The sequence below is a fragment of the Oleiphilus sp. HI0079 genome (assembly GCF_001635105.1).
The window spans coordinates 1-22,911 of record NZ_LWFT01001150.1 but is presented as its reverse complement, the minus strand read 5'-3'; the positions used below and the strand labels follow the sequence as shown (position 1 = coordinate 22,911).

The window sequence follows — 22,911 nt, the reverse complement described above, 5'->3', positions numbered from 1 at the left end:
CGACGATTTTTGCGGTGATAAAAAAAACAACAAGAATAACAAGCGCGACAATGAAATTGGGGATATGGGTCAGGGTCGTTTCAAGCCATCCGTAGAGTTTTTCATCGATCAACTCTTCAATGCGTTGCAGCGTTGCATCATTTATCGCGTTGTCCATAGCTTCATCCTTCATTCGAAAATACCCCATGACTGAAGCGAATACCGTACCGTTCTTTATAAGTCGTTGAGTTTAATCGCTTATTCGGATTATCGGCCCTGCGTGGCCTCGCGCTGTCTCTTAAATAACAGGCCGCTTTTTACATGGGTATGAAATTTTTTCAGGGTGCGTGTTTGAAGGAAGTGCTTGCCGGAACGCAAAGAAAACGAGAGCCAAGGTGCTGGTCTGTTCGTTGAGTGTTATGGACTAAGCTTGGCTCGCTTGCTCGAAAAACGTTGTTCTGTTTCGACCGTTCGCTTTGGCCTGGTAAAGGGCTTGATCTGCCTGCTTGATGAGTATGTCGAGCACATTTGGCTGGTCGATTTGATCTTCAGTTAACTGAGCTACACCAATGCTGACGGTGTACAAGGGGCCTTCGTTAGTGCTTGCCTTGATGCGCTGATGCAGTCTGTCGCAATACGCAGATGTTTGCTCTCTGTCTGAATTAAAGAGCACGACCAAAAACTCTTCACCACCCCAGCGGGCAACAACGTCACTTTGGCGGCTAGATGACTGAAGTATGCTTGAATTTCTGGTCAAGACTTCGTCACCTTTGTCATGGCCATACTGGTCATTCAGTTTTTTGAAATGGTCAATATCGACGACGAGAAAGGCCATCGGTATGAACTTTCTGCGCACTTGAGTGAGCAGTTTCTGAATATCGGATTGAGCTGCCCTGCGATTCAGCAGATTAGTGAGTGGATCAACGCGGGTAAGTTCTATTAGCTCTTCGGTACTTTGCTCTAGTTCTTTTTGGGTTGCCAGTAACTCTTCGTACAAAAGGTCGCGCTTCTCTGCCGAGAACAGTGACCAGTACAAATAGCGACCTTTCAATTGGATATTGGCGATCACAGGTATTCTTTGTTGATGCGAATCTTTCAGCGTTATCTGAACCTCAATGCATGATTGCGCATCGATGACGGTCGGTCGGATATAACTCTCTAAGAAGATGAGCGACGCTTTCGTCAAAATATCTTTCAGGTTGCTGTCTATGAGACTGTCTTTGGGGATCTCCAAGAGCGTTTCGGAATACGCGTTGCCCTCTAAAATACGGTTTGTATCGAGATCCGTTACTAAAAGCAGACAAGGAAAAAGGTCGAGATTCCAATTCACAAAACGAACTTCATTAACTGCTGAGCGACAATCTCGGGTTTTGTCATGTGCAAGCAATGCCCTTGCGCCTTGATCACGGAAAGCATCGAGTTGGGCATATGTCGCTGCATGTAGCTGCCAATATCAATGGATGCGAGAGAATCCTCGGAGCTTTGGAGTATTAAGGAAGGGTGCACGACGTGCGAAAGCGCGCCCCGGTAGTCCGAAAAGAATGTTGCTTGCGCAAATGGTTTTGCGTACTTGGGATCGGTTGAGCAGAAACTGGATTCAAGCTCGTTGACGAGCGTTGTATCGTTGTCCTGCCCCATGACCAGCGGAGCAAGATAATTCGCCCAGCGGATGTAGTTTTTGTCCATCAGGTTAATGAGCTCCTCGAGATCCTCCTTCTCAAACCCGCCTAAATACTCGGGAGGAAAATTAAGAAAACAGGGCGATGGACATACCATAATGAGCTTGGAGAATATCTCTGGTTTCTCGATGGAGGCCAAGATACCGATCACACTGCTAACGGAATGGCCAACAAACACCACCTCCTCGAGTTCAAGCGTCTCGCATATCTCTATGACATCGTTCGCGTAGCCCTCAAGCGTTTGATAGCGCTTATTGTCATACGCACTAAAGTCAGATTGGCCGCAACCCACATAGTCGAAAAGAACAATTTGGTACTCTTTTTCGAGGAAGGGAAGCATGAAGCGCCACATTTTCTGATCACAACCGAACCCGTGCGCAAGCATGAGCGTGTGGCCTCCGCTGCCGAATACTTTGACGTTATTCCGTTTCAAAATTGGGTCGTTTTCCTGCGACTTTGTGTGCATTGCTGGACGCCTATTCACAATGAGAGGGAGTGGTTTGCTTGTAAGTACGAGTGTTTAAAGGTTAGTCGACCACCCATTGATCGTCCAATTTCAGATCTTGTGTTTGTGTTCTTGCCTAGAGTGTGTGGCCTATGGTGTGCAAAACGGCCAATCTTTTGTTTTTGGCGTGAAAAGGGGGCAGATGATGTCAGCAAACTCGAAAGCGCTAACTTTTGCCCTCTTAAACGCAAGATAGTTGCGCTCTACTCGTCGCGTGGCGTAGTTCGCAGTTGCAGTAGCCGCACTCAATTTAACTCTTTTAATAACTGTGGTGAAAACAATGATAAAAACGAAATCATTCTCTTCTCACGTTCTCAAAACAAGCTTAGGCTTTTCGCTAGCAGCCGGTGTATCGATGGGCGCACACGCTATCGGTATTGAGGATGTTGTGGATGGCGGAAATAACTTCGCATGGGAACAAGTAGAACTTCCGGGTACAAAGTGTAGCGATGGATCGCAATACAAATTCTGGGTTTATGACAACCCGAACTCTGACAATCTCGTCATTTCTTATGAAGGTGGCGGCGCCTGTTGGGATTATGAAAGCTGCTCAGGTGCTTTAGGCTTGCTGGGCGCGTCCAATCCAAATGGACTCGCTGATGGATATATCTACGAGAATCAGGGCAAGTTTGTGTCTCCGATCATGAACGGTAATGATCCGGGTCTGCCGTTCCGTAGCAAAGAAAATCTGGCAACAAACGGCTGGGACGCCGCTTATATGCCTTATTGCACAGGTGATGTGCATGTGGGCAATAACGTTCAGGTTTATGCTGATCCATCGGGTGCTAATCCTCCGATTACCTATCATCATAACGGCTTTGCGAACTCAACCGCCGCGCTTGATTTCCTCGACCAGCGCCTTGGTACGTTGAACAAAGTCATGATTACCGGCTTTAGTGCGGGCGGCGTTGCTTCGTCTGCTCTTTACCATGAAGTGCGTCAGCGTCTGGACTTCACCAAAGGCTACATGCTGAATGACTCGGGTCCGTTATTCCCAGCGCCAGATGGCAGTTACAACTCTAAGCAGCTGCACGAGACCATTAAGGCTGCTTGGGACTTGGATAGCGTTTTGGTGAACATGCCCGCCTCCTTCGATGCAAGTGACATGGGTACAGCCAACACGGCGGCTGCGGATTTATATCCTCAGGATTCATTTGCTTACACGGGCTTTAGCACCGACTACAACTTCTCGCGTTTCTCTTATGAGCGCTTTTTCCCGAATATGGATCAAAACTCGATTCTCAATAAGTGGCGTGAAGATCAGGCGAACCTCGTTTCTTTGATGAACTCGCGGCCTAATTTTGGCTACATCATCCCTTGGAATCGGCCAATCAATGACAGCCACTGCTCAACCATCGTGACGTTTTTGGGAAGTCATGCCTGTCCAAGTATTCGTAAGAAACGTTGGTATGAATGGCCCATCGGTCAAACTTGGAAGTGTCCGGGCACGATGTATGGCATGGCTGCATTCCTGGATGCGTTCGTTGCGGGTGCGACCTGGCGCTTGATCGAACCCTACAATGCCTACAATCAGGAAGATCCGGGTTGCGGCATCTACTGTCCGTTAATTAACGATGCGATCTAGCATCTATTTCGTTTCTTTCTAAGTAACGCGCCCTTTCCTGTGCAATGCAGGGGAGGGCGTCCACTAAGTAGATCGATAAGTAAACCGTATATATCTAGGTGATGAGATGAAAATAAATAGAAAAGTGACCTTTCTAGCCAGCGCGTTTATCGCTTCTGCAACATTTGTTTTGATGGAGCAGTTTCAGGAGAAAGACCCAAGCTTTTTGCCAGTGACTGAGTTGGCGCCGGAGCATGGTCAAGTTGACGATCAGGTTGCGCATGTTTCGGGGCTTAAAGGCGATTATCCGAAATTCCTCACGACAGAGGACGTGCTAAAAGGCGAGGTTGAACTGCCCGAGCAAGAAGTAGACCCAGCAAACGCCTACGACGCGAAAGCCGAAGCGTGGGCAAAGGTTGATCTTGATGAAATACGCGATGCCATTCCCAACAACTTGTTCTGGATGATGTCTGCTCCAACGACCGATGAAACGGTGCTTGCGGAACGAGAAGCCAAGCGTGAAGCTTTGAAAGTAATTGAGACCAAAATGATGGCGCGTCGTGCTACCGAGCAAGAGATTCGCGACTACTACAGCTATCAAACCAAGCTGTCGGAGGATTATGTGATTGCGCTGACCGAGATTATCAATCGATACGGGCATGTCATCCCGGATGAAGATTACTCGGGCCAGGCTCTAGCGCGCACTCTGCACCTGTCGAAGTTACAAGAAATGCCATCGAAATTAACGCAAGCGCTGGAGCAGCGGCAACAGTTTTTAAGCGAAAGAGCTGAATGGATGGCCGATAAGGATGCCTATCGAGCAAAACTTGAGGCACAAGCGGCAGAGGCGAATCGGGCGCTCGGAAAAATTTAATGAAGATCGCTCGTACCATTCTCGACAGCAGCTACAATTAAGGTAACTTATATGGGTCACTAACCTAGCTAGAATAAAAATAAGCAGAACAATTGAGTATGAGTTGTTAACGCAGGTATGAAATGAACAGTCGCTTGTTCACGGTAGTGAGTGCACTTGCATCCGGTGCGCTCTATGCCTTCGCGAATGTCGGTTTTGGCTACTGGCCGTTGGCGTTTGTCTGCTTCGTACCGCTGATTCTTTCCATTGAGCGCTCTCAGCGAATTCGCACAGCGGCAGGGCTAGGCTTTGCTTGTGGTGTGATGATCTATTTGGTTGGCTATTCTTGGCTTCTTGCCTTGACCGACGGGTTTGTCAGCGGAGGAGTGGCAGCCAGTATGGGGCTTTGGAGTGGCTATGGTGTCTTCCTTGCTCTGCATTTTATGGCCTTTGGGGTTTTTTACGCCATCCTACGCAAAATCGGAGTGGTGATTCCTCTGGCCGCGATGTTCGCGATACTCGCTGTTGAAAGCTTGCAGCTCAATTTGTTTCCCTTCTATTTGGGCGCTTCGCTCATTCATTCGTTATATTTTCCGCAGGCTGCGGAAGTTGGCGGGGTTTATCTACTCACGGCGATCGCGATGTTAACCAATGCCTCTTTGGCGGCTGCGCTGTTAAGCTTTCAAAAATTGCGTATGCGCTCAGGAAGCTATTTGGTTCTAGCCGCCTTAGCGATTAGTTTTCTCCACTATTACGGTGTGCATCACATCATCACGAGCCAGCCCAAAGTAGGAGAGCGCCTCGCGCATTCCAGCGCGTTCGTCATTGGAATGGTGCAAAGTGATCTTTACGGCATATCCCAAGACGAGCAGAGAGCCAAATCCCATGCACATCATCTTGATCTGAGTCGCCGTCTTTTGGAGCAGGGCCCCGTTGATCTAATAGTTTGGCCTGAAGCTGCTTATGGCAATGGTATTCGGGGCGAGCTGCCGTTGGATGGCCAGTTAATCCAGCAAGAACTCTCCACCCCTATTCTGTTTGGCGCAACATACCATGTTCAGTTAGATGGTGTGCCACGGTCTTCGAACTCGGTGTTTCTTGTAGATAAGCAGCGTAGGGTGACGGGTGTGTACAGTAAAAACAAACTCATCCCGTTTTCAGAGTATCTTCCATTTGAGTCGGTGCTGGCAGAGCATGAAGGTATGGTTCGAATGCTCTTTCCTGAACACCAACGCTTCCTTGCCGGACAATCGCTTGCAGCACTTAAACTTGAAGAGCATGGCATCAGTACACCTATTTGCTACGAGGCTGTTATGCCTGATCTCGTCAGAGAAATGGTCTTGCAAAATCAGTCAGAGCTATTGGTCTCCGTCGCCAACGACAGTTGGTTTGGCGCAAGCAAGGAGCCCTACATCCACCTCGCAATGGCAAGACTTCGTGCCATTGAACATCGCCGCTGGTTCGTGCGCGCGACGAATGGGGGCATTAGTGCAGTTATTAACCCAAGCGGGCGCATCGTGAATTCGATTCCACTTGGCGAAGAAGGGGTGCGCAGAACGTCGGTTGAATGGCGATCTGAGATGACGCCCTATACCTTGTTTGGTAATTGGCCAACATTACTGGTATTACTCTTAACGTTCTTCAATGTCGTGCTTGTTCGGAAGCTTCGGCTGACGAATGCTTGGAATGAACGCGTCTCCATCGCGTGATTGGCGATACCAAATCCGCACTGGAAGAGAATATGCTCAATGGGCTTCAAGCGGGCTGGTATGTTTATCTTCTGTTCGTACTTGCGAAGGCTGCAAACCTGTCCACGTTTTAAATGCACGTCGAAATGTAGAACTGTCACTAAAGCCAATCTGCTCGGCTATCTCGCTAATCGTAAAATTGGTGTGCTTGAGAAAATACTCTGATTTTTTACGTTTGAACTCATTGAGCAGGCATTGGTAGCTGGTTTTCTCTTCCTGCAGCTTTCTGTGCAAGGCGCTTTTCGACATGCCGAGCTCTTCTGCGGCTTCGTCAATACAAGGCAGCGCTGGAAATCGCCTTTTAAAGAGTGCTTGCAGGCGCTGGACCGGATTAAAGCGTTTCTCAATCGACATCAACGCGTGCTCGCAGACTTGCAGTTTATGCGCTTTTAAGTCTTCGTTCGCAGTTACAATAGGTAGCGAAAGTATTTCTGCGTCGAACTCGGCGCTGTGTTTTTCCGCACCAAAGACACAAGGACAGCCAAACTGTTTTTCGTATAGCTCGTAATGTGCGGGTCTCGGGTAGGGAAAATGAAGCCGTGAATAAGAGAGCTCTCGACCAGTTATCCAGCAGGCCTGTTGTTGCAAGGCACTGAATAGTGCCTCGCTAATAAACCAGTTGAGTGGGGCAGGGTATCGTGCGCAATACAGAGCATAAAAGTTAGCGGAGACGGATGCGTTCGCGACCGAGGCTGGCATTTCAAGTTCAAAATCAAAGGGGATGCCCAGCAGTAAACGGAATTGCTTTAAATGCGTAACGGCTTCTTGGAGCGTTGCGCTCGACATCACCAATTGCCCAAGCGCATCGGCTGCAATCAGGCTTAGTTTCTCTCCATAACAGAATCCAATACCCGCATTCTGTGGCTTTAGTCGTGTTAAAAATTCTGCTGCAAGCGTTCGAAAGCTGATGCGTGCGTCTTGCTCAATCGGATGTCTCGTCGCTGGGCAAGTGTCAGCCTTGCTTGCACAGGAATCTGGATAGTGTTGCTTGATCAGACGGATTAAAAGTTTCAGATATAATGTGCTGACTACCTTGTCATCCGGGTCATAGTGCAAGTTTGCAGTGATGCCCATTTCATGTCCCTCCCTAAATGTCGCGCGCAAACGTCGCCCTTCAAGCAACCAAGTACCGTTGTCTGGAAAGCGATAAAGCGATGATGACCGGCACTCTCTTAATGTCTTCCATCGCTGTTAGATCAAACTGAGTAGGCCCTGAGAGTCTAATATCAGTATCTTGGGCGATGCTTTCAGTGCTGCGTCTTGTTTGCTAAAGCGTTCTTATTTTTGTGCTTCCTACAACAAGCTGTCGGAACTTCATGCGGCTTAGGAGCGCTAAATTTTAGGTCCTTTCTTGTTAAAACGCCAATCGTCGAATTTTGATGGAATCGAACAGAATGCCACCCTGGCTAGATACAGATCATTTATGTGCGTATGAATTTTGTACAGAAACTCGAAAAATATGTGATATCGACTACTTTGATCCTCAGATAACCATGTAGTTGATGTTTGATATGAATGAAGTTCAAGCAGAACGCCTACTAGACGTTCAGCAAACCCTGATTTCTCAGATCGCTTTAGGCACTTCTCAAAAAGAGTGCTTGGAGCGCATCGCCTCAGAGATAGAGTATCTGATTGCATTGCCGGATGTGTTTTGTTCCATTTTGATCCTTGAAGGTTCCTGTCTGAAGAGCGGTGCTGCGCCCTCTTTAGACGCAGATTACTGTGCCGCCATTGAGGGCGTAAAAATCGGGCCGAATGTTGGTTCGTGTGGCACAGCCGCATTCAAAAAGAAAAGTGTTTATGTCTCCAGTATTTCGACCGACCCCCTTTGGACGGATTACAAAGAGCTAGCCTTGAAGGCTGGCCTGCGCGCTTGTTGGTCTGTGCCCATTATTGCAAGTTATGGCGATGTTCTGGGGACCTTTGCTCTGTACTTTGGCCATGAACGGGATGTGGATAAAGAATCGATTCGATTAGTAAAGCGGTTTTGTAATCTGGCAAGTCTCGTGATGGAACGTGATGTTAACGAGAGTAAATCCAAGGCGCTGCATCAGGCATTGAAGCACAATAGCCACCGCTTTGAGAGCTTCGCCCAAGCGATGCCTGATCTTGTCTTGATCTTTGATGAAGACGGCAATTACGCCGATATTTATGGCTCGCAGCCTGATTCCCTCATACTCCCTTCTAGTTTGCTGAAGGGGCGTAACCTATCGGATGTCATGCCGCCGGCAAAAAGCATGTCGATGATGAACGTCATTCGCCAATGCCTCGTTGAGAAAACGCGGACTGTGTTCGAATATGACTTAGATGTGCAGGAGGGCCCCAGAAGCTTCGAAGCACGTATCTCGCCGATTCCTCACTACAACCCGGATTATCCCGAGCGTGGGCACGTGATTTGGGTAGCAACCGACGTGACCGAGCGTAAGCGCGCCGATGACACGATTCGAAAATTATCCTTTTACGATGCCGTTACAAGCCTCCCTAACCGTCGTCTCTTAAAAGAGCGTCTTGCTTTACAAGTTCGAAAAGCCAGCGACCGTGGCTTAAATGGCGGTATTCTTTATTTGGATTTGAATGATTTTAAACGGATTAACGACACCGTGGGCGCCTCTGGCGGAGATCTCATGATTGTCGAAGTCGCCAAACGCATTGCCGATGAGTTGGATTTACGTGATTCACTGGCTCGCGTGGGTGGTGATGACTTTGTCATCTTGCTGGACCAAATGAGCCCTAATCTTAAAGCCTTCTCTAACTCGGTTACGACTGCCGCAGCCAAAGTACTCAGTGTCTTTGATGAGCGCTTTAAGGTCGCGGATAACTGGTTTCGGGTAACTGCACGTATCGGGATTAGCCTCTTTGGTCATGAGCACATCGCGCCCGAAAAGCTCATTAACCAAGCCGAGTCTGCGATGTACCGAGCCAAAGAGCTCGGCGAGCGCGTTGTGTTCTTCGACTCATCGGTTCAGGAGGCGCAGGTAGAACGTATTCACATGGAATACGATCTTGAACGTGCGCTAGAGAACCACGAGATCAGTGTTTTCTATCAGCCACAAGTGAATGGTGTAGGACGTGTTGTTGGGTTCGAAGCGCTGATGCGTTGGCAGCACCCTGAGCGGGGCTTTGTATCTCCGTTGGAGTTTATTCCCCTTGCCGAGCAATTGGGCATTATTCCTGAGCTTCAGGAGCTGGTGCTGCGTCATGTGTGTGGTCTTATTCGTGTGCTTGAAGCGTCAAAAAAGCTGGCGCCAGATTTTCGAGTTGCGGTTAATATCAGTGCCTGCCAGTTCTCCAAAGACGATTTTGAAACTGCGCTGTTGGACATTATCTCTGGGTTTAATGTGCCGCCAAGTCGCCTCACATTAGAAATAACAGAAGGCACTGTTCTGGAGAATATCGACAACGCAATCATTCAAATGCAGAACTTACAGTCCCTAGGTTTTGATATGTCGATTGATGATTTCGGCACGGGATACTCTTCGCTTGCTTATTTGCAGAAGCTCCCGGTCAATGAGATCAAGATTGATAAGAGCTTTGTCGACGACATTGAGTTGAGCGATACGGGCCGGAGTATTGTGGATGTCATTATCTATCTTTCGCGCCAGCTGGGTTGTCGAGTTGTCGCTGAAGGCGTCGAAAAAGACAGCCAAACAGAGTACCTCGTCGGTAAAAGCGTCGACGTATTGCAGGGGTATCACTTTGCACGCCCTATGCCGATCGAAACTCTGATGCCTTGGATCGACGAACAGCCCACTTCAATCGAAACTCCCCTTGCGAAGAGGGCTTAGCGCGTCTTGAGCAAGCTTTTTTAATGCTTCAATACTTGTCACACGTGGATAATTCGGACGCATGATGATAGCAATGCTGCGATGCGGGCCTGGCTCGTTGAGATGCACAGACGCCAATTCATGATTTTGGTTAAGCAGCTGTTTGAGTGCCATTTCGGGTACCAATGTGGTGCCTAGTCCACCTGCTACCATTTGTACCAAGGTGGTTAAACTGGTCGCGCTAAAGCCGTGTTCGGCTTGTCGCTCAGACATCTGGCAAGCGTCGAGAATATGATCTTTCAGGCAATGGCCTTCTTTGAGCAGCATCAGTTGGCTTTTTTCTAACTCCTCACGACCAATCTCATGCATATCCGCAAACGCGTTATCGAAGCGCGCAATCCAATAAAAGTCCTCCTGCCAAAATTCAAAGGTCAGCAGACCTTCGCAGGCATAGGGCAGGGCCAGTATGCCCGCATCTAATTCGCCGCAACGGACTTTCTCAACCAGCACGTGAGATTGCTCTTCACTAACCATGAGCTGAAAGCCGGGGTGCTTAGTGTTGATCTCTTTTAATAAGTTAGGTAGCAGAAACGGTGCAATTGTCGGAATAAACCCGACCGACATCGGCGCGCTTAATGGTGTTTGGTTCAGTGTTGCCATCGATTGGAGGTCTTCGACTTCAACCAATATTTTTTCAGCGCGTTCAAGTACGGTTTTTCCTGCGGGCGTGATCAGCACTTTCTTGGTGTCTCGCTCAAAGATTTTCATTCCGAGATGATTTTCGAGCTCATTGAGTGCGGTGCTTAAAGCGGATGGGCTGACATTGCATTCTTCTGCCGCGTGCTTGAAATGAAGAGTGCGTCCAACGGCTCTCGCATAGTTAAGTTGCTTAATGGAAATCATAGGGCCCTCATTTGAGAAATGCTTTTCGAACAGAGCGCATCGCTGTCGTTCTAAAAAATAGAATAGAGTTTCAAGTTAATTCAAATTTACGGATTTGTCGAGTCAGCTTATTCTTACTCTCGAACTTAAGGCAATAGCCACTAACGACACTCCGGTGTCACCATTCAAAGAGGAAACTGACATGGCACTAATCAATACCAAGATCAAACCGTTCAACGCGCAAGCTTTCAAAAACGGTGAGTTCATTGAAGTAAGCGATAAAGACACGGAAGGCAAATGGTCTGTGTTCTTCTTCTATCCAGCAGACTTTACGTTCGTTTGCCCAACAGAGCTTGGCGATGTGGCAGACAAGTATGAAGAGCTGCAGTCACGTGGTGTAGAGGTTTACTCAGTTTCTACTGACACACACTTCACGCACAAAGCGTGGCACGATTCTTCAGATACGATCAACAAGATCAAGTACACAATGATCGGCGATCCAACAGGTGAAATTACGCGCAACTTTGAAGTAATGCGTGAAGATCAAGGTCTTGCAGATCGTGGTACGTTCATCGTCGACCCAGATGGCGTGATTCAGGCAATGGAAATCACCGCAGAAGGCATTGGTCGAGACGCAGAAGATTTGGTTCGTAAGATCAAAGCCGCGCAGTACGTTCGCAACAACCCAGGCCAAGTTTGTCCAGCAGCTTGGAAAGAGGGTGAAGAAACGCTAGCGCCTTCACTTGATCTAGTCGGCAAGATCTAATTTTTGGATTAATTCCTGCTGCGATTGCTAAGGCTGTGTTAAAGCGTGTTTCGGAATGCTCACTTACTACTAGTAAGCTCCGCTTCCTCAACAAACTTTGCCTAGCCTTAGCTTCTCTCGCGACGTAATTAATTTCAAAAATAAGTCTGCCCAAACAGCTCTCATGACACCGCTAGCGATGTTGTGAAAATACAGGGGAGAGGATTCATCGAAACATCTCTCCTGAGCTTCTAACCCTTTTCAGTTATCCATTTAGCGGGAGTCAATTATGTTATCTCAAGACATTTTACAAGCGATCAAACAATACACTGCGAACATGCAGGCGCCGCTTACCTTTGTTCTGCAAAGTGGTGAGCATGAAAAGCGTGAGGAATTGAAATCTTTTCTGACGGACATTGCCGGAACCAATGAGCGCCTGTCGCTTGTAGAGCGCGACACAAGCTTGCGCAGTCCAATTAGCTTTTTTATTGAAGTGGATGGTAAAGACACAGGCGTTCAATTCTCAGGAATCCCAAGTGGTCACGAATTCAATTCGTTGATACTCGCGGTTCTACAGTCGACGGGAACGCCTTTAAAGCTGGATGAGTCATTGCAGAAAATGGTCGGTCGGGTGAACGAAAAACTGCATTTTGAAGTGTTCATTGGACTTAGCTGTCACAACTGCCCAGACGTTGTACAGGCTTTAAATCAGTTTGCCTTGCTCAACGACAACATTTCGAGCGAGATGATTGATGGTGCCTTGTTCCAAGACGTGATTAAAGAGCGCGATATTCAAGGCGTACCAAGTGTTTACGTCAACGGTGAGCTTTTCGCGAACGGTAAAGTGGATGCGGCTCAGTTGATCGAAAAATTGATGGAACGCGACCAAAGTATTGCGCAAGCGGACGAGGAAAACGCGCTGCCGCTGCAAGATGTCACGGTAATCGGCGGTGGTCCGGCCGGTGTCGCTTCAGCTATCTACAGTGCCCGTAAAGGCTTGAAAGTCACCTTGATCGCAGAGCGTTTGGGTGGTCAGGTGAAAGATACCATGGGCATCGAGAATCTTATCTCAGTATCAAGTACAACCGGCCCAGAATTGACGGGTAATTTGATTGCACACATGAACGATTACGACATTACCGTAAAAGAGCACTTGCGTGTGAGCGAGGTGATCGATGAAGAAATTAAAACGGTTGTGCTGTCATCGGGTGAGCGTATTGACACAAAAACACTGATCGTAGCGACGGGTGCGAAGTGGAGAGAGCTAAACGTACCTGGTGAGAAAGAAAACATTGGTAACGGTGTCGCTTACTGCCCACACTGTGATGGCCCGTTCTTTAAAGGTAAGGATGTTGCCGTGATTGGTGGTGGTAACTCAGGTATTGAAGCGGCGCTGGATCTTGCCGGTATTGTTAAAAGCGTTACCGTTCTTGAGTTTGGCGATACGCTGCGGGCGGATCAGGTGCTGATTAATCAAGCAGAGAAGCGCGATAACATCAGCATTATCAAGAGTGCCGCGACTCAGGAAGTGACGGCCGCAGACGGCAAAGTGAACGGCTTGAAGTATCTTGATCGCACCAGCGATGAGGTGAAAAACGTCGCGCTGGACGGTATCTTTGTTCAGATCGGACTTGTGCCAAACAGTGCCTTTGTCAAGGATGTGATCGAGACAAGCCAATATGGCGAGATTATCATTGATGAGAAGTGCCATACCTCAAGTAAAGGCATTTATGCCGCGGGTGATGTGAGCACCGTTCCTTACAAGCAGATCGTGATTGCGATGGGTGAAGGTTCGAAAGCCTCTCTTAGCGCCTTTGAATATTTGTTGGCTAATTCTGAGCGCCTTGAAGCGCTTTATGCCGAGCAGAATGCGTCTGAGGAAAGTGTTGCTGCGTAGTCTAGTCGGAGCTTTTACAAGGTCTGCCGTCCGCTGAGGGGGCAGACCTTATTTTTAGGCTTTCCTGATTTTTGGATCGTTCTACTTAGACTTCTGTTATTTGTAATCTGTGTGAGGAGCGCTGCGCCATGACAACAAAACTGAGAGCTGATTTTGATGCGCGTTTTGTTGTTGATCCATCTAGCTATCAATGGGTCGACTCTCCAATGCCGGGTGTTGAGCGCATGATGCTGGATCGTGTTGGTGATGAGGTAGCTCGCGCAACTTCGATTGTCCGATATGCTCCAAACAGCGAATTTTCCGAACACACGCACGATGGTGGTGAAGAGTTTGTTGTGTTGGATGGTGTGTTTGAGGATGAGCATGGTGTCTATCCAAAAGGTACGTACGTTCGCAATCCTATCGGCACGGCGCATCAACCAAAAATAGGTGAACAGGGTGCGACAATCTTCGTGAAGTTGCATCAGTTCGATGCGCGTGACTCGGCTTCGGTCAATATCGATACGCACGCTACGTGCTGGCTACCGGGTTTAGTAGACGGGTTGTCGGTTATGCCGCTGCATGAGTTCGAGGGTGAGCATATTGCACTTGTGCGCTGGGCACCGAATACCATTTTTAATCCCCATCGTCATTGGGGTGGTGAAGAGGTCTTTGTTCTAGAAGGCACGTTTTATGATGAGCATGGCGTCTACCCGAAAGGCACTTGGATTCGCAGTCCGCACATGAGTCAGCACCATCCCTTTACCAAAGAAGATGGTTGTACTATCTACGTCAAAACAGGGCACCTTCCTGCCTAGCGGGGCTTAGGCTTTTGTGATTTTGAGCGCGCGAGAAGGCGTTGGGTGCTTGCTCGTTTTCATGATTGTTTGCGTCACGCAGCACGTCAGCAAATAGCTCACTAAAGCTTGTTTGTTTTGGTACGGATAAAAAAGTTGTCTGTTTTTCACTTCAGACTGATCTACTCAACTATCCTTTCGGTACATTGAACACACTCTGTTATTCAAGGATGCCGTTTTGACCGAAAATTCCACCATCGTCTGGTTTCGCCGTGACTTGAGACTTCGCGATAATCCGGCCCTTTATCACGCTTGTCAGGCCGGCTCGGTGATTCCGGTGTTTATTATTGATGACGACGATGCGGGTGAATTTGCCACAGGTGAGGCGAGTCGTTGGTGGTTGCATCACTCCTTAGAAGCGCTAAACAAGTCTCTCGATGGCAAGCTTATTCTGCGCAAAGGGAAAGCGGCCGATGTGCTTCAGGACTTACTCACCGAAACGAATGCCAGAGCGGTTTATTGGAATCGTTGTTACGAGCCGTGGCAAACCGAACGAGACGCATTGATAAAGAGCGCGTTGAGAGACAAGGGAGTGGATGCGAAAAGCTTCCAAGCTAACTTGCTTTGGGAGCCTTGGGATATTCTCAATCAGCAAGGTACGCCCTATAAGGTATTCACGCCTTATTATCGGAAGGGCTGCCTGAAAGCAAAAGAACCGAGAGTCCCTTTTGGCCGCGCGGATCTCACTGCGATCTCTACGCAGGAGGCTAATTCTCGGAACCTAGAAAGTCTGAGCGTGGACGAGTTGGGTTTAATGCCGAGTATCGAATGGTACAAAGAGATCGATGCGCTGTGGCAACCGGGAGAAGAGGGCGCAGCCAAGCGTCTTGAGCTCTACCTCGAAAACGCCGCGTTTCATTATCGGTCAAAGCGAAACTTTCCAGCCGTTGTCGGTACATCTCAACTAAGCCCGTCTTTACATTTTGGTGAGTTGTCGCCCAATCAGGTTTGGTATGCAGCCAAACACGCCTTCGAGATGGATATCGAAGACGAACACTTGGATACCTACTTGAGTGAGCTGGGATGGCGGGAGTACAGTCACTACTTGCTCTTCCATTTTCCGCAAATCACCAAAGACAACTTTAACCCGAAGTTCGATGCATTTACCTGGCAGAACGACCCCGCTCTGTTACGCGCTTGGCAAAGCGGTCAGACAGGGATTCCTATTGTCGATGCAGGTATGCGTGAGCTTTGGCGAACCGGATATATGCACAACCGAGTCCGTATGGTGGTTGGCTCCTTCTTGGTCAAAAACCTGAGGACAGATTGGCGTTTGGGGGAGGCGTGGTTTCGAGATTGTCTGCTCGATGCGGATTTGCCCGCGAATGTGGCGAGTTGGCAGTGGGTGGCAGGTTCAGGCGCGGATGCCTCGCCGTACTTTCGAATTTTTAATCCGGTACTGCAAGGCGAAAAGTTCGATGCAGAGGGCGAGTACGTAAAACGGTATTGTCCGGAGCTTTCTAAACTGCCAAAGAAATACATTCATAAGCCTTGGGAGGCACCCAAAGATGTGCTTAAGAGCGCAGGCATTGTGTTAGGCATTGACTATTCCGAACCGATCGTCGATCTAAAGGCTTCTCGCCAAGCAGCGTTGGATGCGTATGAGCCAGTCAAACGCGCCGGCTAGCTATCAAGCGCGGGCGCTGAGAGCGAGTACTTAATATGATAACCGCGGGCGAAAGCTATGCTGGTGAATTGAGGTAGAGAGACATGTCGGGCACTGCATCAGGGAAACTACGTTTGGTTCTGGCGGATCAGCTAAGCCATGATCTGGCGAGTCTGCGCGATATCGATCCTGAAAAAGACGTGATCTTAATGGCCGAGGTGCGCACCGAGGCCACCTACGTCAAACACCACAAACGTAAAATTGCTTTTTTGTTTTCGGCCATGCGTCATTTTGCGCAAGAGCTTGAGCAGCGTGGTTTGACGGTTCGTTATATTCGGTACGACGACGCGCAGAATGCCGGCAGTTTGGAGGGCGAGGTAAGGCAGGCTTTAAACGTGTTGGGTTTGAAGCACCTTGTTCTAACCTTTCCCGGAGAATGGCGTGTTTTGGAAGACATGCAATCTTGGGGCGAGACATTTTGCGTGCATGTTGAGATTCGTGAGGACGACCGCTTTTTATCGACTCTTGAAGACTTTGATGCTTGGACTCAAGGGCGCAAGCAATTGCGAATGGAGTTTTTCTATCGCGAGCTGCGCAAGCGATTAAATATTCTGATGGAAGCGGGTAGCGAATCCGATGAAAAAGGCGCCGCAAAACCTCTTGGCGGACAATGGAACTTTGATGCTGATAATCGCAAAGCCTTGCCTAAGGGAGTGAGCGTACCGGCTAAAACCGCATTCGAACCCGATGCGATCACCGAAGAAGTTTTGGCGCTAGTGAGGGCAGAATTTCATGAACACTTTGGCTCTGTTGAAAGCTTTGATTTAGCGGTCACACGTGATCAGGCGCTGCAGGTGCTGGCGCAATTTATTGAAGAGCGCTTGATGCACTTTGGCGACTTTCAAGACGCCATGAAAAAAGGTGAGCCTTGGTTGTTCCATAGCCATATCAGTTTTTATCTCAATTGTGGTCTTCTCACGCCCACCGAGGTGATCGAACAGGTCGAAGCCGCTTATCACGCAGACGATTTTCCGCTGAATGCGGTTGAGGGTTTTATCAGACAAGTGCTTGGTTGGCGTGAGTATGTTCGAGGGCTTTATTGGCAGCAGATGCCGCACTACGCTGAGCAGAATACGCTTGATGCGACACGCGATCTGCCCGAGTTTTTTTGGACCGCAGACACAGACATGCAATGCCTCTCGCAATGTATCAGTGAAACGCGTGACAATGCTTATGCACACCATATTCAGCGCTTAATGGTGCTAGGCAATTTTCTGTTACTTGCAGGTATCGATCCGAAGCAGGTTCAAAACTGGTACTTGCTGGTTTATGCAGACGCCTATGAATGGGTGGAATTACCCAATGTACAGGGCATGATTTTGTTTGCAGATGGTGGCCTGATGGCTTCCAAGCCCTACGCAGCCAGCGGTAGCTACATCAATAAAATGTCTGATTACTGTCAGTCTTGTCGTTATAAGGTGAAAGACAAAAATGGCGATCAGGCATGTCCGTTTAATTATCTTTACTGGGATTTTCTTGAGCGAAATAAGCCCGTTTTACGCGGCAATCAGCGCCTTGCGATGCCCTACCGAACGCTCGAAAAAATGACCGATGAAAAGCGTGCCTTGATTGCTTCTGATAGTCAGCGCTTTTTGGGCAAGCTTACAGCCAATGAAAAAGTCTGATTTACCGAGCAAACGCTGCCCAGTTTGCGAGCGGGATTTTGTTTGGCGAAAAAAGTGGGCAAAACACTGGGAGCAGGTAAAGTATTGCTCCAAACGCTGTTCTGGTCATCGCTCCAGCGTTAAAAAGTACCCGATAAAGAACACCTGACGCGCTTAATCAACTAGGTAAAAAGTACCTTTTTTGGTCTTTATTACGTCAACTTGATCCTCCTCAAGCCCTTTTCCTTCCAAGGTTTTTCTTTTGAGCCATAATAGTAATACACGATCGAAAACCGCTAGGAGTCGCCCTTGAGCACCTTATCTTTAGAAGAGTTGAACGTCGTCCTGAACAAAGCGCAACAGATGCGTGATACGAATCAAGACCCTGATTTGATTGCCGAAACATTGCTCAATTTTGAGCGTCGCTATCGGGCAGCAGAGCATGTTGTTGAAGCCGCCAAAGTCTATTTACACTCGGGCGAAAGTGGCACCGAGCATGCGCGTTTAGTGAAAATGATTGAGGCATTCGAGAAGTCTGAGAAGCAAGCGTCCGACGGAACTTTTGGCCTAGGTTAAACGCGAGTCTGTTTTCATATGATGTTGGTGGTTAAACACGCGAGCATCAAAGATGTAAGGTTGTATATATGAGAAAGGCTGCACGCGAGCCCGTTGAGTATTTTGTCCACAGTATCGAACAACTCCAAGACTATTTAGATCTTCAGCGTATCAGTCCGTTGCAAGACGCCGCGGTTCCTAAAGTAAACTTATCGGACTTTCCTTTCCCGGCTGACATCGAAGAGCGCATTCAGGCTCAGTGGGCGGATCTTTATCGTGTTGTCCCTTTGTTCGAGTACCGGCACAGCCTCATTATCGCAATTGACGAAGACGTTGATTACGACGATACGGTTCAGAATATTGAGTTTGTTACGGGCCGTCATGTCGAGGCATTCAAGTGTCGGGGTCAGGAGATCGATGCTGCGATCGATCATCTATACAGCACAGAAGCCTTGGTTGGTCTGCAGAACGGCTCAAGCGAAGCAACGATTGGCGATGAGCTGGAGCTGATCAAACAACAGGTTCGCGAGAAGCCAATTGTTCGAATCGTCACGCGATTGTTGTTGGAGGCCTACCGCAAGAACGCATCCGATATTCATATTCGACCAACCGAGAAGGGAGCCGACTACCTGCTTCGTATGAATGGCAACATGGTGCTGCGCTCGGAGATTCATAAAGAGCACTTGGCCGCGGTAATTAGTCGCTTCAAAATCATCGGTGGGATGAACATTTCAGAACATCGAATGCCACAGGACGGCGGGGCACGTATATCGGTCGGAGGGCATAAGCTTGAGTTGCGTATGTCGATCATTCCAACCATTCACGGGGAGAGCCTAGTCGTTCGGCTGCTGAATGCGGATCAACGCCTGTTCTCGCTTGAGCAGCTAGGGCTTGAAGAAGGTGAGTACAAGCATGTCTATAAGGCATCCAAACAAAGCCATGGTCTCGTGCTCGTTGTGGGACCTACCGGCTCCGGTAAGTCGACCACGCTCTATGCGTTGTTGCAGGAGATCATTGAAAACAAGGCCTTGAATGTCATTACGGTTGAAGATCCGGTGGAGTTTCATATTGAAGGTACGGAACAAATACAGATAAACCGTAAAGCAGGTTCGACCTTTCCGAAAGCCCTGAGGAATATACTACGACACGACCCCGATGTGATTATGGTGGGCGAGATTCGCGACGAAGAAACCGCAAAAATCGCGATCGAATGCGCGCTGACCGGACATCTTGTGCTAAGTACCTTGCACTGTACCAATGCCATTTCGGCGATTACACGCTTGCTTGAAATGGGCGTTAAGCCCTACCTGTTAAAGGCGACGCTGACCCTATTGGTTGCGCAGCGATTAGCGAAGTTAAATTGCCCCAGTTGTATCGGCGATGACGCGTCGGAAGAGGCGCGCATGCTTAATTTGCAGCCTGAGCTTGCACACATCGAGTTTAAATCTAGCTCTGGTTGCGAAGAATGCAATGGCACTGGTATCTCAGGGCGAAGAGGGCTATACGAGGCCTTGCCCGTTGATTTGAATATCAAACAAGCGATCAGTGACGGCGTCTCAGAAAAAAATCTCGAACACCTTCGACTTGAGAGCGGACTCAATACCCTCACTGAGCATGCCGTGAAACTCGCAGAGCAGGGGCGGATTTCTGCCCGAGAGTGGATTCAGTTACAAGTTGGCTGATTGTTGCTGGCGGTCGATATGATAAGCCCCCAAAAAGCCCGATCCCCTTGGGGCTTTTGGATAGCATGCTTGGCCAATGCAGATAAAGACGGCTTGTATTCTTGGTGAGTTGATACGTATCAATTTTGGCTGCTTTCGTCTATCCAAAGGACGTAAATTCCTAATATATCTCTGTCCTGTGTTTCGAATGTGGGTAAGCTCACTACCCTAATAACTTAGCTTTGTTCAAAGCTTGCATCTTGCGACTCTTAGATCTCGGAGGGACGTCGTCTTGCTAGACATTTTTGCGATCGCCGGTTCAGCTATAGGTGGTTTGGGTATATTTATCCTTGCTATTGGCATGATGACTGATGGCTTAAAGTTGGCGGCAGGATCGTCATTGCGAAAGATTTTGTCTGAATGGAGCCGTACACCCCTGCGCGGCATATTCTCAGGCTTGATGATGACGGCGATTGTGCAGTCATCCAGTGCGGTAACGGTTGCGTCAATCGGTTTTGTGAATGCTGGCCTGATCAAAATGCGACAGGCTTTAGGTATTATCTACGGCGCGAATATTGGTACCACAATGACAGGCTGGCTGGTTGCGCTGACCGGCTTTAAACTGGATCTTCATGCCATTGCCTTGCCGATGATCGGCATGGGTATGTTTTTACGACTAACGCGGCGTCATGGGCGCGTTGGTTCAGCGGGAATGGCACTAGTTGGTTTTGGTCTATTTTTTATTGGCGTGGATGTGCTTAAGTCTGCGTTCGATGGTTTGGTAGCGACGCTCGATTTGAGTCAGATTGAGACTGAGGGTGTGATTGGTCATGCGAGCTTTCTGCTGCTGGGCATATTAATGACGGTGCTCACTCAGTCATCAAGCGCTTCTATCGCAATCACCATCACAGCGGCAGCAAGCGGAGTAGTCTCTTTGCCCGTCGCAGCGGTGATGGTTATTGGTGCGAATGTTGGAACCACTTCCACCGCCGTGCTGGCGTCCATTGGTGCAACCTCTAATGCGAAACGTGTGGCAGCTGTTCAGGTTATTTTTAACATCGGTACTGCCGTTGTGGCGTTGGCGTTGTTGCCGCTTCTTTTTTGGTTGATAGCCGAACTCGGCGATATGCTTGGCATGGAGCGTCGTCCGGAAATCACACTAGCACTGTTTCATACTGCATTTAATATCCTGGGTGTCATGCTGGTTTTTCCTGTGAATGACCGGCTCGCCAGCTTTGTTGAAAAGCGTTTTGTTTCATGGGAAGAGCGCGAGTCTCATCCGCGCTTTCTTGATAGCAATGTCGCTTCGACACCTGTCTTGGCCGTCAATGCTCTTGTTCTTGAGCTTGAGTTAATTGGTTCGCGAATAAGTGAGGCCTATAAAACGGCGCTGACGATCAATGAATCGAGCCTGCCGAAGATTGAGCAAGAGCTACATGTTGTCGCTATGCTCTCAACGCAGGTCTCAAAGTTTATTGTCAGCATCGAGCAGGTGGCACTGACGGAAGTGACTACCAAGCAGTTGGCAACGCTAATGCGGGTTGATCAATACCTATTGAATTGTGCGATGTCTATTCGTCAGTTTGCTCAAACGATGGTCAAGGTCGAGGCGCTGGAAGATTCTGCATTGAAAGCAGGGAATCAGCGATTCTTCAATCATGTGATGGATTTCGTGAGCAGCGAGCGCTTTAGTCAGGGTGTAGACATAAATAAGGTAGAGCATCGCTATCGTGAGTTGCAGGCAGAGCATGACTTAGCCAAAGCTGAATTGCTGTTGGCTGGCACGAAAAGTAAGGTGAGTTTGCGCCAGATGACCGACCATATCGATATATTGGCACAGGTGTCGCGCTATGCACAGCAGTGGCTAAAGGCAGAAGTGCGCTTGAATGAGCTGCAGAGAACCTTGGATTCTGATAAAAATAAGAGTCGCTCAGTTGAGCAAGGGCACATAAATGATCTCGACAGTGTGTCGAGTCAAAATTAGGAGGCCACCATGGCTAGTGTGACGTTTTACGGTGCGGTAGAAGGTGTAACAGGGTCGCTCTATTTACTGGAAACAGATTCAAGCCGAATTGTGCTTGATTGCGGTTTATTTCAAGGCGGGCGTAAAGAAGAAGAGGCGAATTCAAAACCTCTGCCGTTTGATCCGAGCACCATCGATGCTGTCGTTATATCGCACGCGCACTTGGATCATTCCGGTCGTATTCCTTTGTTGGTCAAGGCTGGGTATGACGGGGTTATTCATATGACATGGCCGACATGCGAGCTAGTGGACGTTTTGCTCAAGGATGCAGCATCTTTGCAAGAACGGGATGCGGAGTGGGAGAGTCGTCGCCGTCGTAGAGCAGGCAAGGAAGATATAGAGCCTCTTTACACGACCGAAGACGTGCTCGATGCGCTCACCTATTGCAAAGGCAGCGATTATTATCGCGATGTTAAAATCACATCCGATGTTCGCGTTCGATTTCTAGATGCAGGGCATATTCTTGGCTCTTCCATTGTCGAGCTCTATATCAAAGAAGCCGGGATAGAGAAAAAGCTCGTTTTCTCAGGTGATCTCGGCAATTCGCAGGCGGCCTTGCTGCGTGATCCCGATATTGTTGAGTCGGCAGATGTGGTAATGATGGAATCAACCTATGGCGATCGTGATCATCGCTCAATGGAGGAAACGCTCGAAGAGTTTGAGAGTATCATTGAGGACGCCTCAAAGAATGGCGGTAATATTCTCATACCATCATTCGCCGTCGGCCGAACGCAGGAAATTATTTTTCGTCTTGGTGAGCTTTATCAGCAAGGTAAACTGAGACATCAGGTGGCGTATCTTGATAGTCCGATGGCCATCTCGGTGACAGAGATTTATCATCGATACAGTGATATATATAACGAAGAAGATCTGGATACCATTGAGCACCCCACCTTGCCCTCGTCAAAACGACATAAGAGTCTGCATACCTTTTTACCGATACTTCGTTA

At 48.5% G+C, this 22,911-nt stretch carries 18 protein-coding genes and 1 pseudogene; 14 read left to right on the top strand and 5 right to left on the bottom strand.

The window, feature by feature from the left end; translation table 11 throughout:
* Window positions 1–28: 28 nt before the first annotated feature.
* From A3750_RS27380 to A3750_RS20375, 3 genes and pseudogenes are all read right to left on the bottom strand, one after another.
* Window positions 29–157: pseudogene (locus A3750_RS27380) on the bottom strand (hypothetical protein); the annotation flags it as partial.
* A 246-nt stretch (window positions 158–403) separates the two neighbouring features.
* Window positions 404–1,309 carry a GGDEF domain-containing protein gene (locus A3750_RS20380; protein ID WP_197475198.1) on the bottom strand — a complete coding sequence of 302 codons (906 nt, stop codon included), beginning with the start codon at window positions 1,307–1,309 and terminating at the stop codon, window positions 404–406.
* Window positions 1,306–2,124, bottom strand: a complete 819-nt coding sequence (locus A3750_RS20375; protein WP_068521600.1) for an alpha/beta fold hydrolase — start codon at window positions 2,122–2,124, stop codon at window positions 1,306–1,308. Before A3750_RS20375 ends, A3750_RS20380 begins: the two co-directional genes overlap by 4 nt.
* A gap of 319 nt (window positions 2,125–2,443) precedes the next feature.
* Between A3750_RS20375 and A3750_RS20370 the strand changes: the two genes are divergently transcribed.
* The 3 genes from A3750_RS20370 to lnt all read left to right on the top strand — a co-directional run bounded on the left by A3750_RS20370 (window position 2,444) and on the right by lnt (window position 6,289).
* Window positions 2,444–3,748 carry a pectin acetylesterase-family hydrolase gene (locus A3750_RS20370; protein ID WP_068465507.1) on the top strand — a complete coding sequence of 435 codons (1,305 nt, stop codon included), beginning with the start codon at window positions 2,444–2,446 and terminating at the stop codon, window positions 3,746–3,748.
* Between the two features lie 106 nt (window positions 3,749–3,854).
* Window positions 3,855–4,601, top strand: coding sequence for a hypothetical protein (locus tag A3750_RS20365; protein ID WP_068454288.1), 747 nt, complete (start codon window positions 3,855–3,857; stop codon window positions 4,599–4,601).
* A 122-nt stretch (window positions 4,602–4,723) separates the two neighbouring features.
* Complete coding sequence (gene lnt / locus A3750_RS20360; protein WP_068454285.1) at window positions 4,724–6,289, top strand: apolipoprotein N-acyltransferase; 1,566 nt, start codon at window positions 4,724–4,726, stop codon at window positions 6,287–6,289.
* A 36-nt stretch (window positions 6,290–6,325) separates the two neighbouring features.
* On the opposite strand, the gene A3750_RS20355 is transcribed toward lnt, so the two are convergent.
* Window positions 6,326–7,402, bottom strand: coding sequence for an AraC family transcriptional regulator (locus A3750_RS20355; protein ID WP_068454282.1), 1,077 nt, complete (start codon window positions 7,400–7,402; stop codon window positions 6,326–6,328).
* A gap of 437 nt (window positions 7,403–7,839) precedes the next feature.
* Here A3750_RS20355 and A3750_RS20350 point away from each other — a divergent pair, with 437 nt between their 5' ends.
* Window positions 7,840–10,113 carry an EAL domain-containing protein gene (locus A3750_RS20350; RefSeq protein WP_197475197.1) on the top strand — a complete coding sequence of 758 codons (2,274 nt, stop codon included), beginning with the start codon at window positions 7,840–7,842 and terminating at the stop codon, window positions 10,111–10,113.
* Here the strand turns inward: A3750_RS20350 and A3750_RS20345 are convergent.
* Complete coding sequence (locus A3750_RS20345) at window positions 10,081–10,995, bottom strand: hydrogen peroxide-inducible genes activator (protein ID WP_068455675.1); 915 nt, start codon at window positions 10,993–10,995, stop codon at window positions 10,081–10,083. The two genes, A3750_RS20350 and A3750_RS20345, sit on opposite strands and share 33 nt — an antisense overlap.
* A 181-nt stretch (window positions 10,996–11,176) precedes the next feature.
* On the opposite strand from A3750_RS20345, the gene ahpC reads away from it, so the two are divergent.
* The 10 genes from ahpC to A3750_RS20300 all read left to right on the top strand — a co-directional run.
* Window positions 11,177–11,740: an alkyl hydroperoxide reductase subunit C gene (gene ahpC / locus A3750_RS20340; protein ID WP_068455677.1), complete on the top strand. Its 564-nt coding sequence runs from the start codon at window positions 11,177–11,179 to the stop codon at window positions 11,738–11,740.
* A 268-nt stretch (window positions 11,741–12,008) separates the two neighbouring features.
* A complete protein-coding gene (gene ahpF / locus A3750_RS20335) occupies window positions 12,009–13,616 on the top strand; it encodes an alkyl hydroperoxide reductase subunit F (RefSeq protein ID WP_068521603.1) in 1,608 nt (535 codons plus the stop codon).
* Between the two features lie 128 nt (window positions 13,617–13,744).
* Window positions 13,745–14,413, top strand: a complete 669-nt coding sequence (locus A3750_RS20330; RefSeq protein ID WP_068455682.1) for a cupin domain-containing protein — start codon at window positions 13,745–13,747, stop codon at window positions 14,411–14,413.
* A gap of 217 nt (window positions 14,414–14,630) precedes the next feature.
* Window positions 14,631–16,079 carry a deoxyribodipyrimidine photo-lyase gene (locus A3750_RS20325; RefSeq protein ID WP_068521605.1) on the top strand — a complete coding sequence of 483 codons (1,449 nt, stop codon included), beginning with the start codon at window positions 14,631–14,633 and terminating at the stop codon, window positions 16,077–16,079.
* 83 nt (window positions 16,080–16,162) lie between these two features.
* Complete coding sequence (locus A3750_RS20320; RefSeq protein WP_082873371.1) at window positions 16,163–17,743, top strand: cryptochrome/photolyase family protein; 1,581 nt, start codon at window positions 16,163–16,165, stop codon at window positions 17,741–17,743.
* Window positions 17,730–17,891: a DUF2256 domain-containing protein gene (locus A3750_RS25095; protein WP_082863198.1), complete on the top strand. Its 162-nt coding sequence runs from the start codon at window positions 17,730–17,732 to the stop codon at window positions 17,889–17,891. Before A3750_RS20320 ends, A3750_RS25095 begins: the two co-directional genes overlap by 14 nt.
* Window positions 17,892–18,031: 140 nt before the next feature.
* A complete protein-coding gene (locus A3750_RS20315; RefSeq protein WP_082863199.1) occupies window positions 18,032–18,298 on the top strand; it encodes a hypothetical protein in 267 nt (88 codons plus the stop codon).
* Window positions 18,299–18,366: 68 nt separating this feature from the next.
* Window positions 18,367–19,959, top strand: a complete 1,593-nt coding sequence (locus A3750_RS20310; protein WP_068455850.1) for a GspE/PulE family protein — start codon at window positions 18,367–18,369, stop codon at window positions 19,957–19,959.
* A gap of 271 nt (window positions 19,960–20,230) precedes the next feature.
* Window positions 20,231–21,922, top strand: a complete 1,692-nt coding sequence (locus A3750_RS20305) for a Na/Pi cotransporter family protein (protein ID WP_068521607.1) — start codon at window positions 20,231–20,233, stop codon at window positions 21,920–21,922.
* A 9-nt stretch (window positions 21,923–21,931) separates the two neighbouring features.
* Window positions 21,932–22,911 (top strand): MBL fold metallo-hydrolase (locus A3750_RS20300; protein WP_068548716.1); only part of this gene is annotated, 980 nt, incomplete at its 3' end.

What these genes read in the sequence shown, in the direction of transcription:
- A3750_RS20375 (WP_068521600.1), bottom strand. Translation starts at nt 2,124, where the DNA reads ATGCACACAAAGTCGCAGGAAAACGACCCAATTTTGAAACGGAATAAC.
- A3750_RS20310 (WP_068455850.1), top strand. Translation starts at nt 18,367, where the DNA reads ATGAGAAAGGCTGCACGCGAGCCCGTTGAGTATTTTGTCCACAGTATC.
- ahpC (WP_068455677.1), top strand. Translation starts at nt 11,177, where the DNA reads ATGGCACTAATCAATACCAAGATCAAACCGTTCAACGCGCAAGCTTTC.
- A3750_RS25095 (WP_082863198.1), top strand. Translation starts at nt 17,730, where the DNA reads ATGAAAAAGTCTGATTTACCGAGCAAACGCTGCCCAGTTTGCGAGCGG.
- A3750_RS20365 (WP_068454288.1), top strand. Translation starts at nt 3,855, where the DNA reads ATGAAAATAAATAGAAAAGTGACCTTTCTAGCCAGCGCGTTTATCGCT.
- A3750_RS20350 (WP_197475197.1), top strand. Translation starts at nt 7,840, where the DNA reads ATGAATGAAGTTCAAGCAGAACGCCTACTAGACGTTCAGCAAACCCTG.
- A3750_RS20355 (WP_068454282.1), bottom strand. Translation starts at nt 7,402, where the DNA reads ATGGGCATCACTGCAAACTTGCACTATGACCCGGATGACAAGGTAGTC.
- A3750_RS20330 (WP_068455682.1), top strand. Translation starts at nt 13,745, where the DNA reads ATGACAACAAAACTGAGAGCTGATTTTGATGCGCGTTTTGTTGTTGAT.
- ahpF (WP_068521603.1), top strand. Translation starts at nt 12,009, where the DNA reads ATGTTATCTCAAGACATTTTACAAGCGATCAAACAATACACTGCGAAC.
- A3750_RS20345 (WP_068455675.1), bottom strand. Translation starts at nt 10,995, where the DNA reads ATGATTTCCATTAAGCAACTTAACTATGCGAGAGCCGTTGGACGCACT.
- A3750_RS20320 (WP_082873371.1), top strand. Translation starts at nt 16,163, where the DNA reads ATGTCGGGCACTGCATCAGGGAAACTACGTTTGGTTCTGGCGGATCAG.
- A3750_RS20370 (WP_068465507.1), top strand. Translation starts at nt 2,444, where the DNA reads ATGATAAAAACGAAATCATTCTCTTCTCACGTTCTCAAAACAAGCTTA.
- lnt (WP_068454285.1), top strand. Translation starts at nt 4,724, where the DNA reads ATGAACAGTCGCTTGTTCACGGTAGTGAGTGCACTTGCATCCGGTGCG.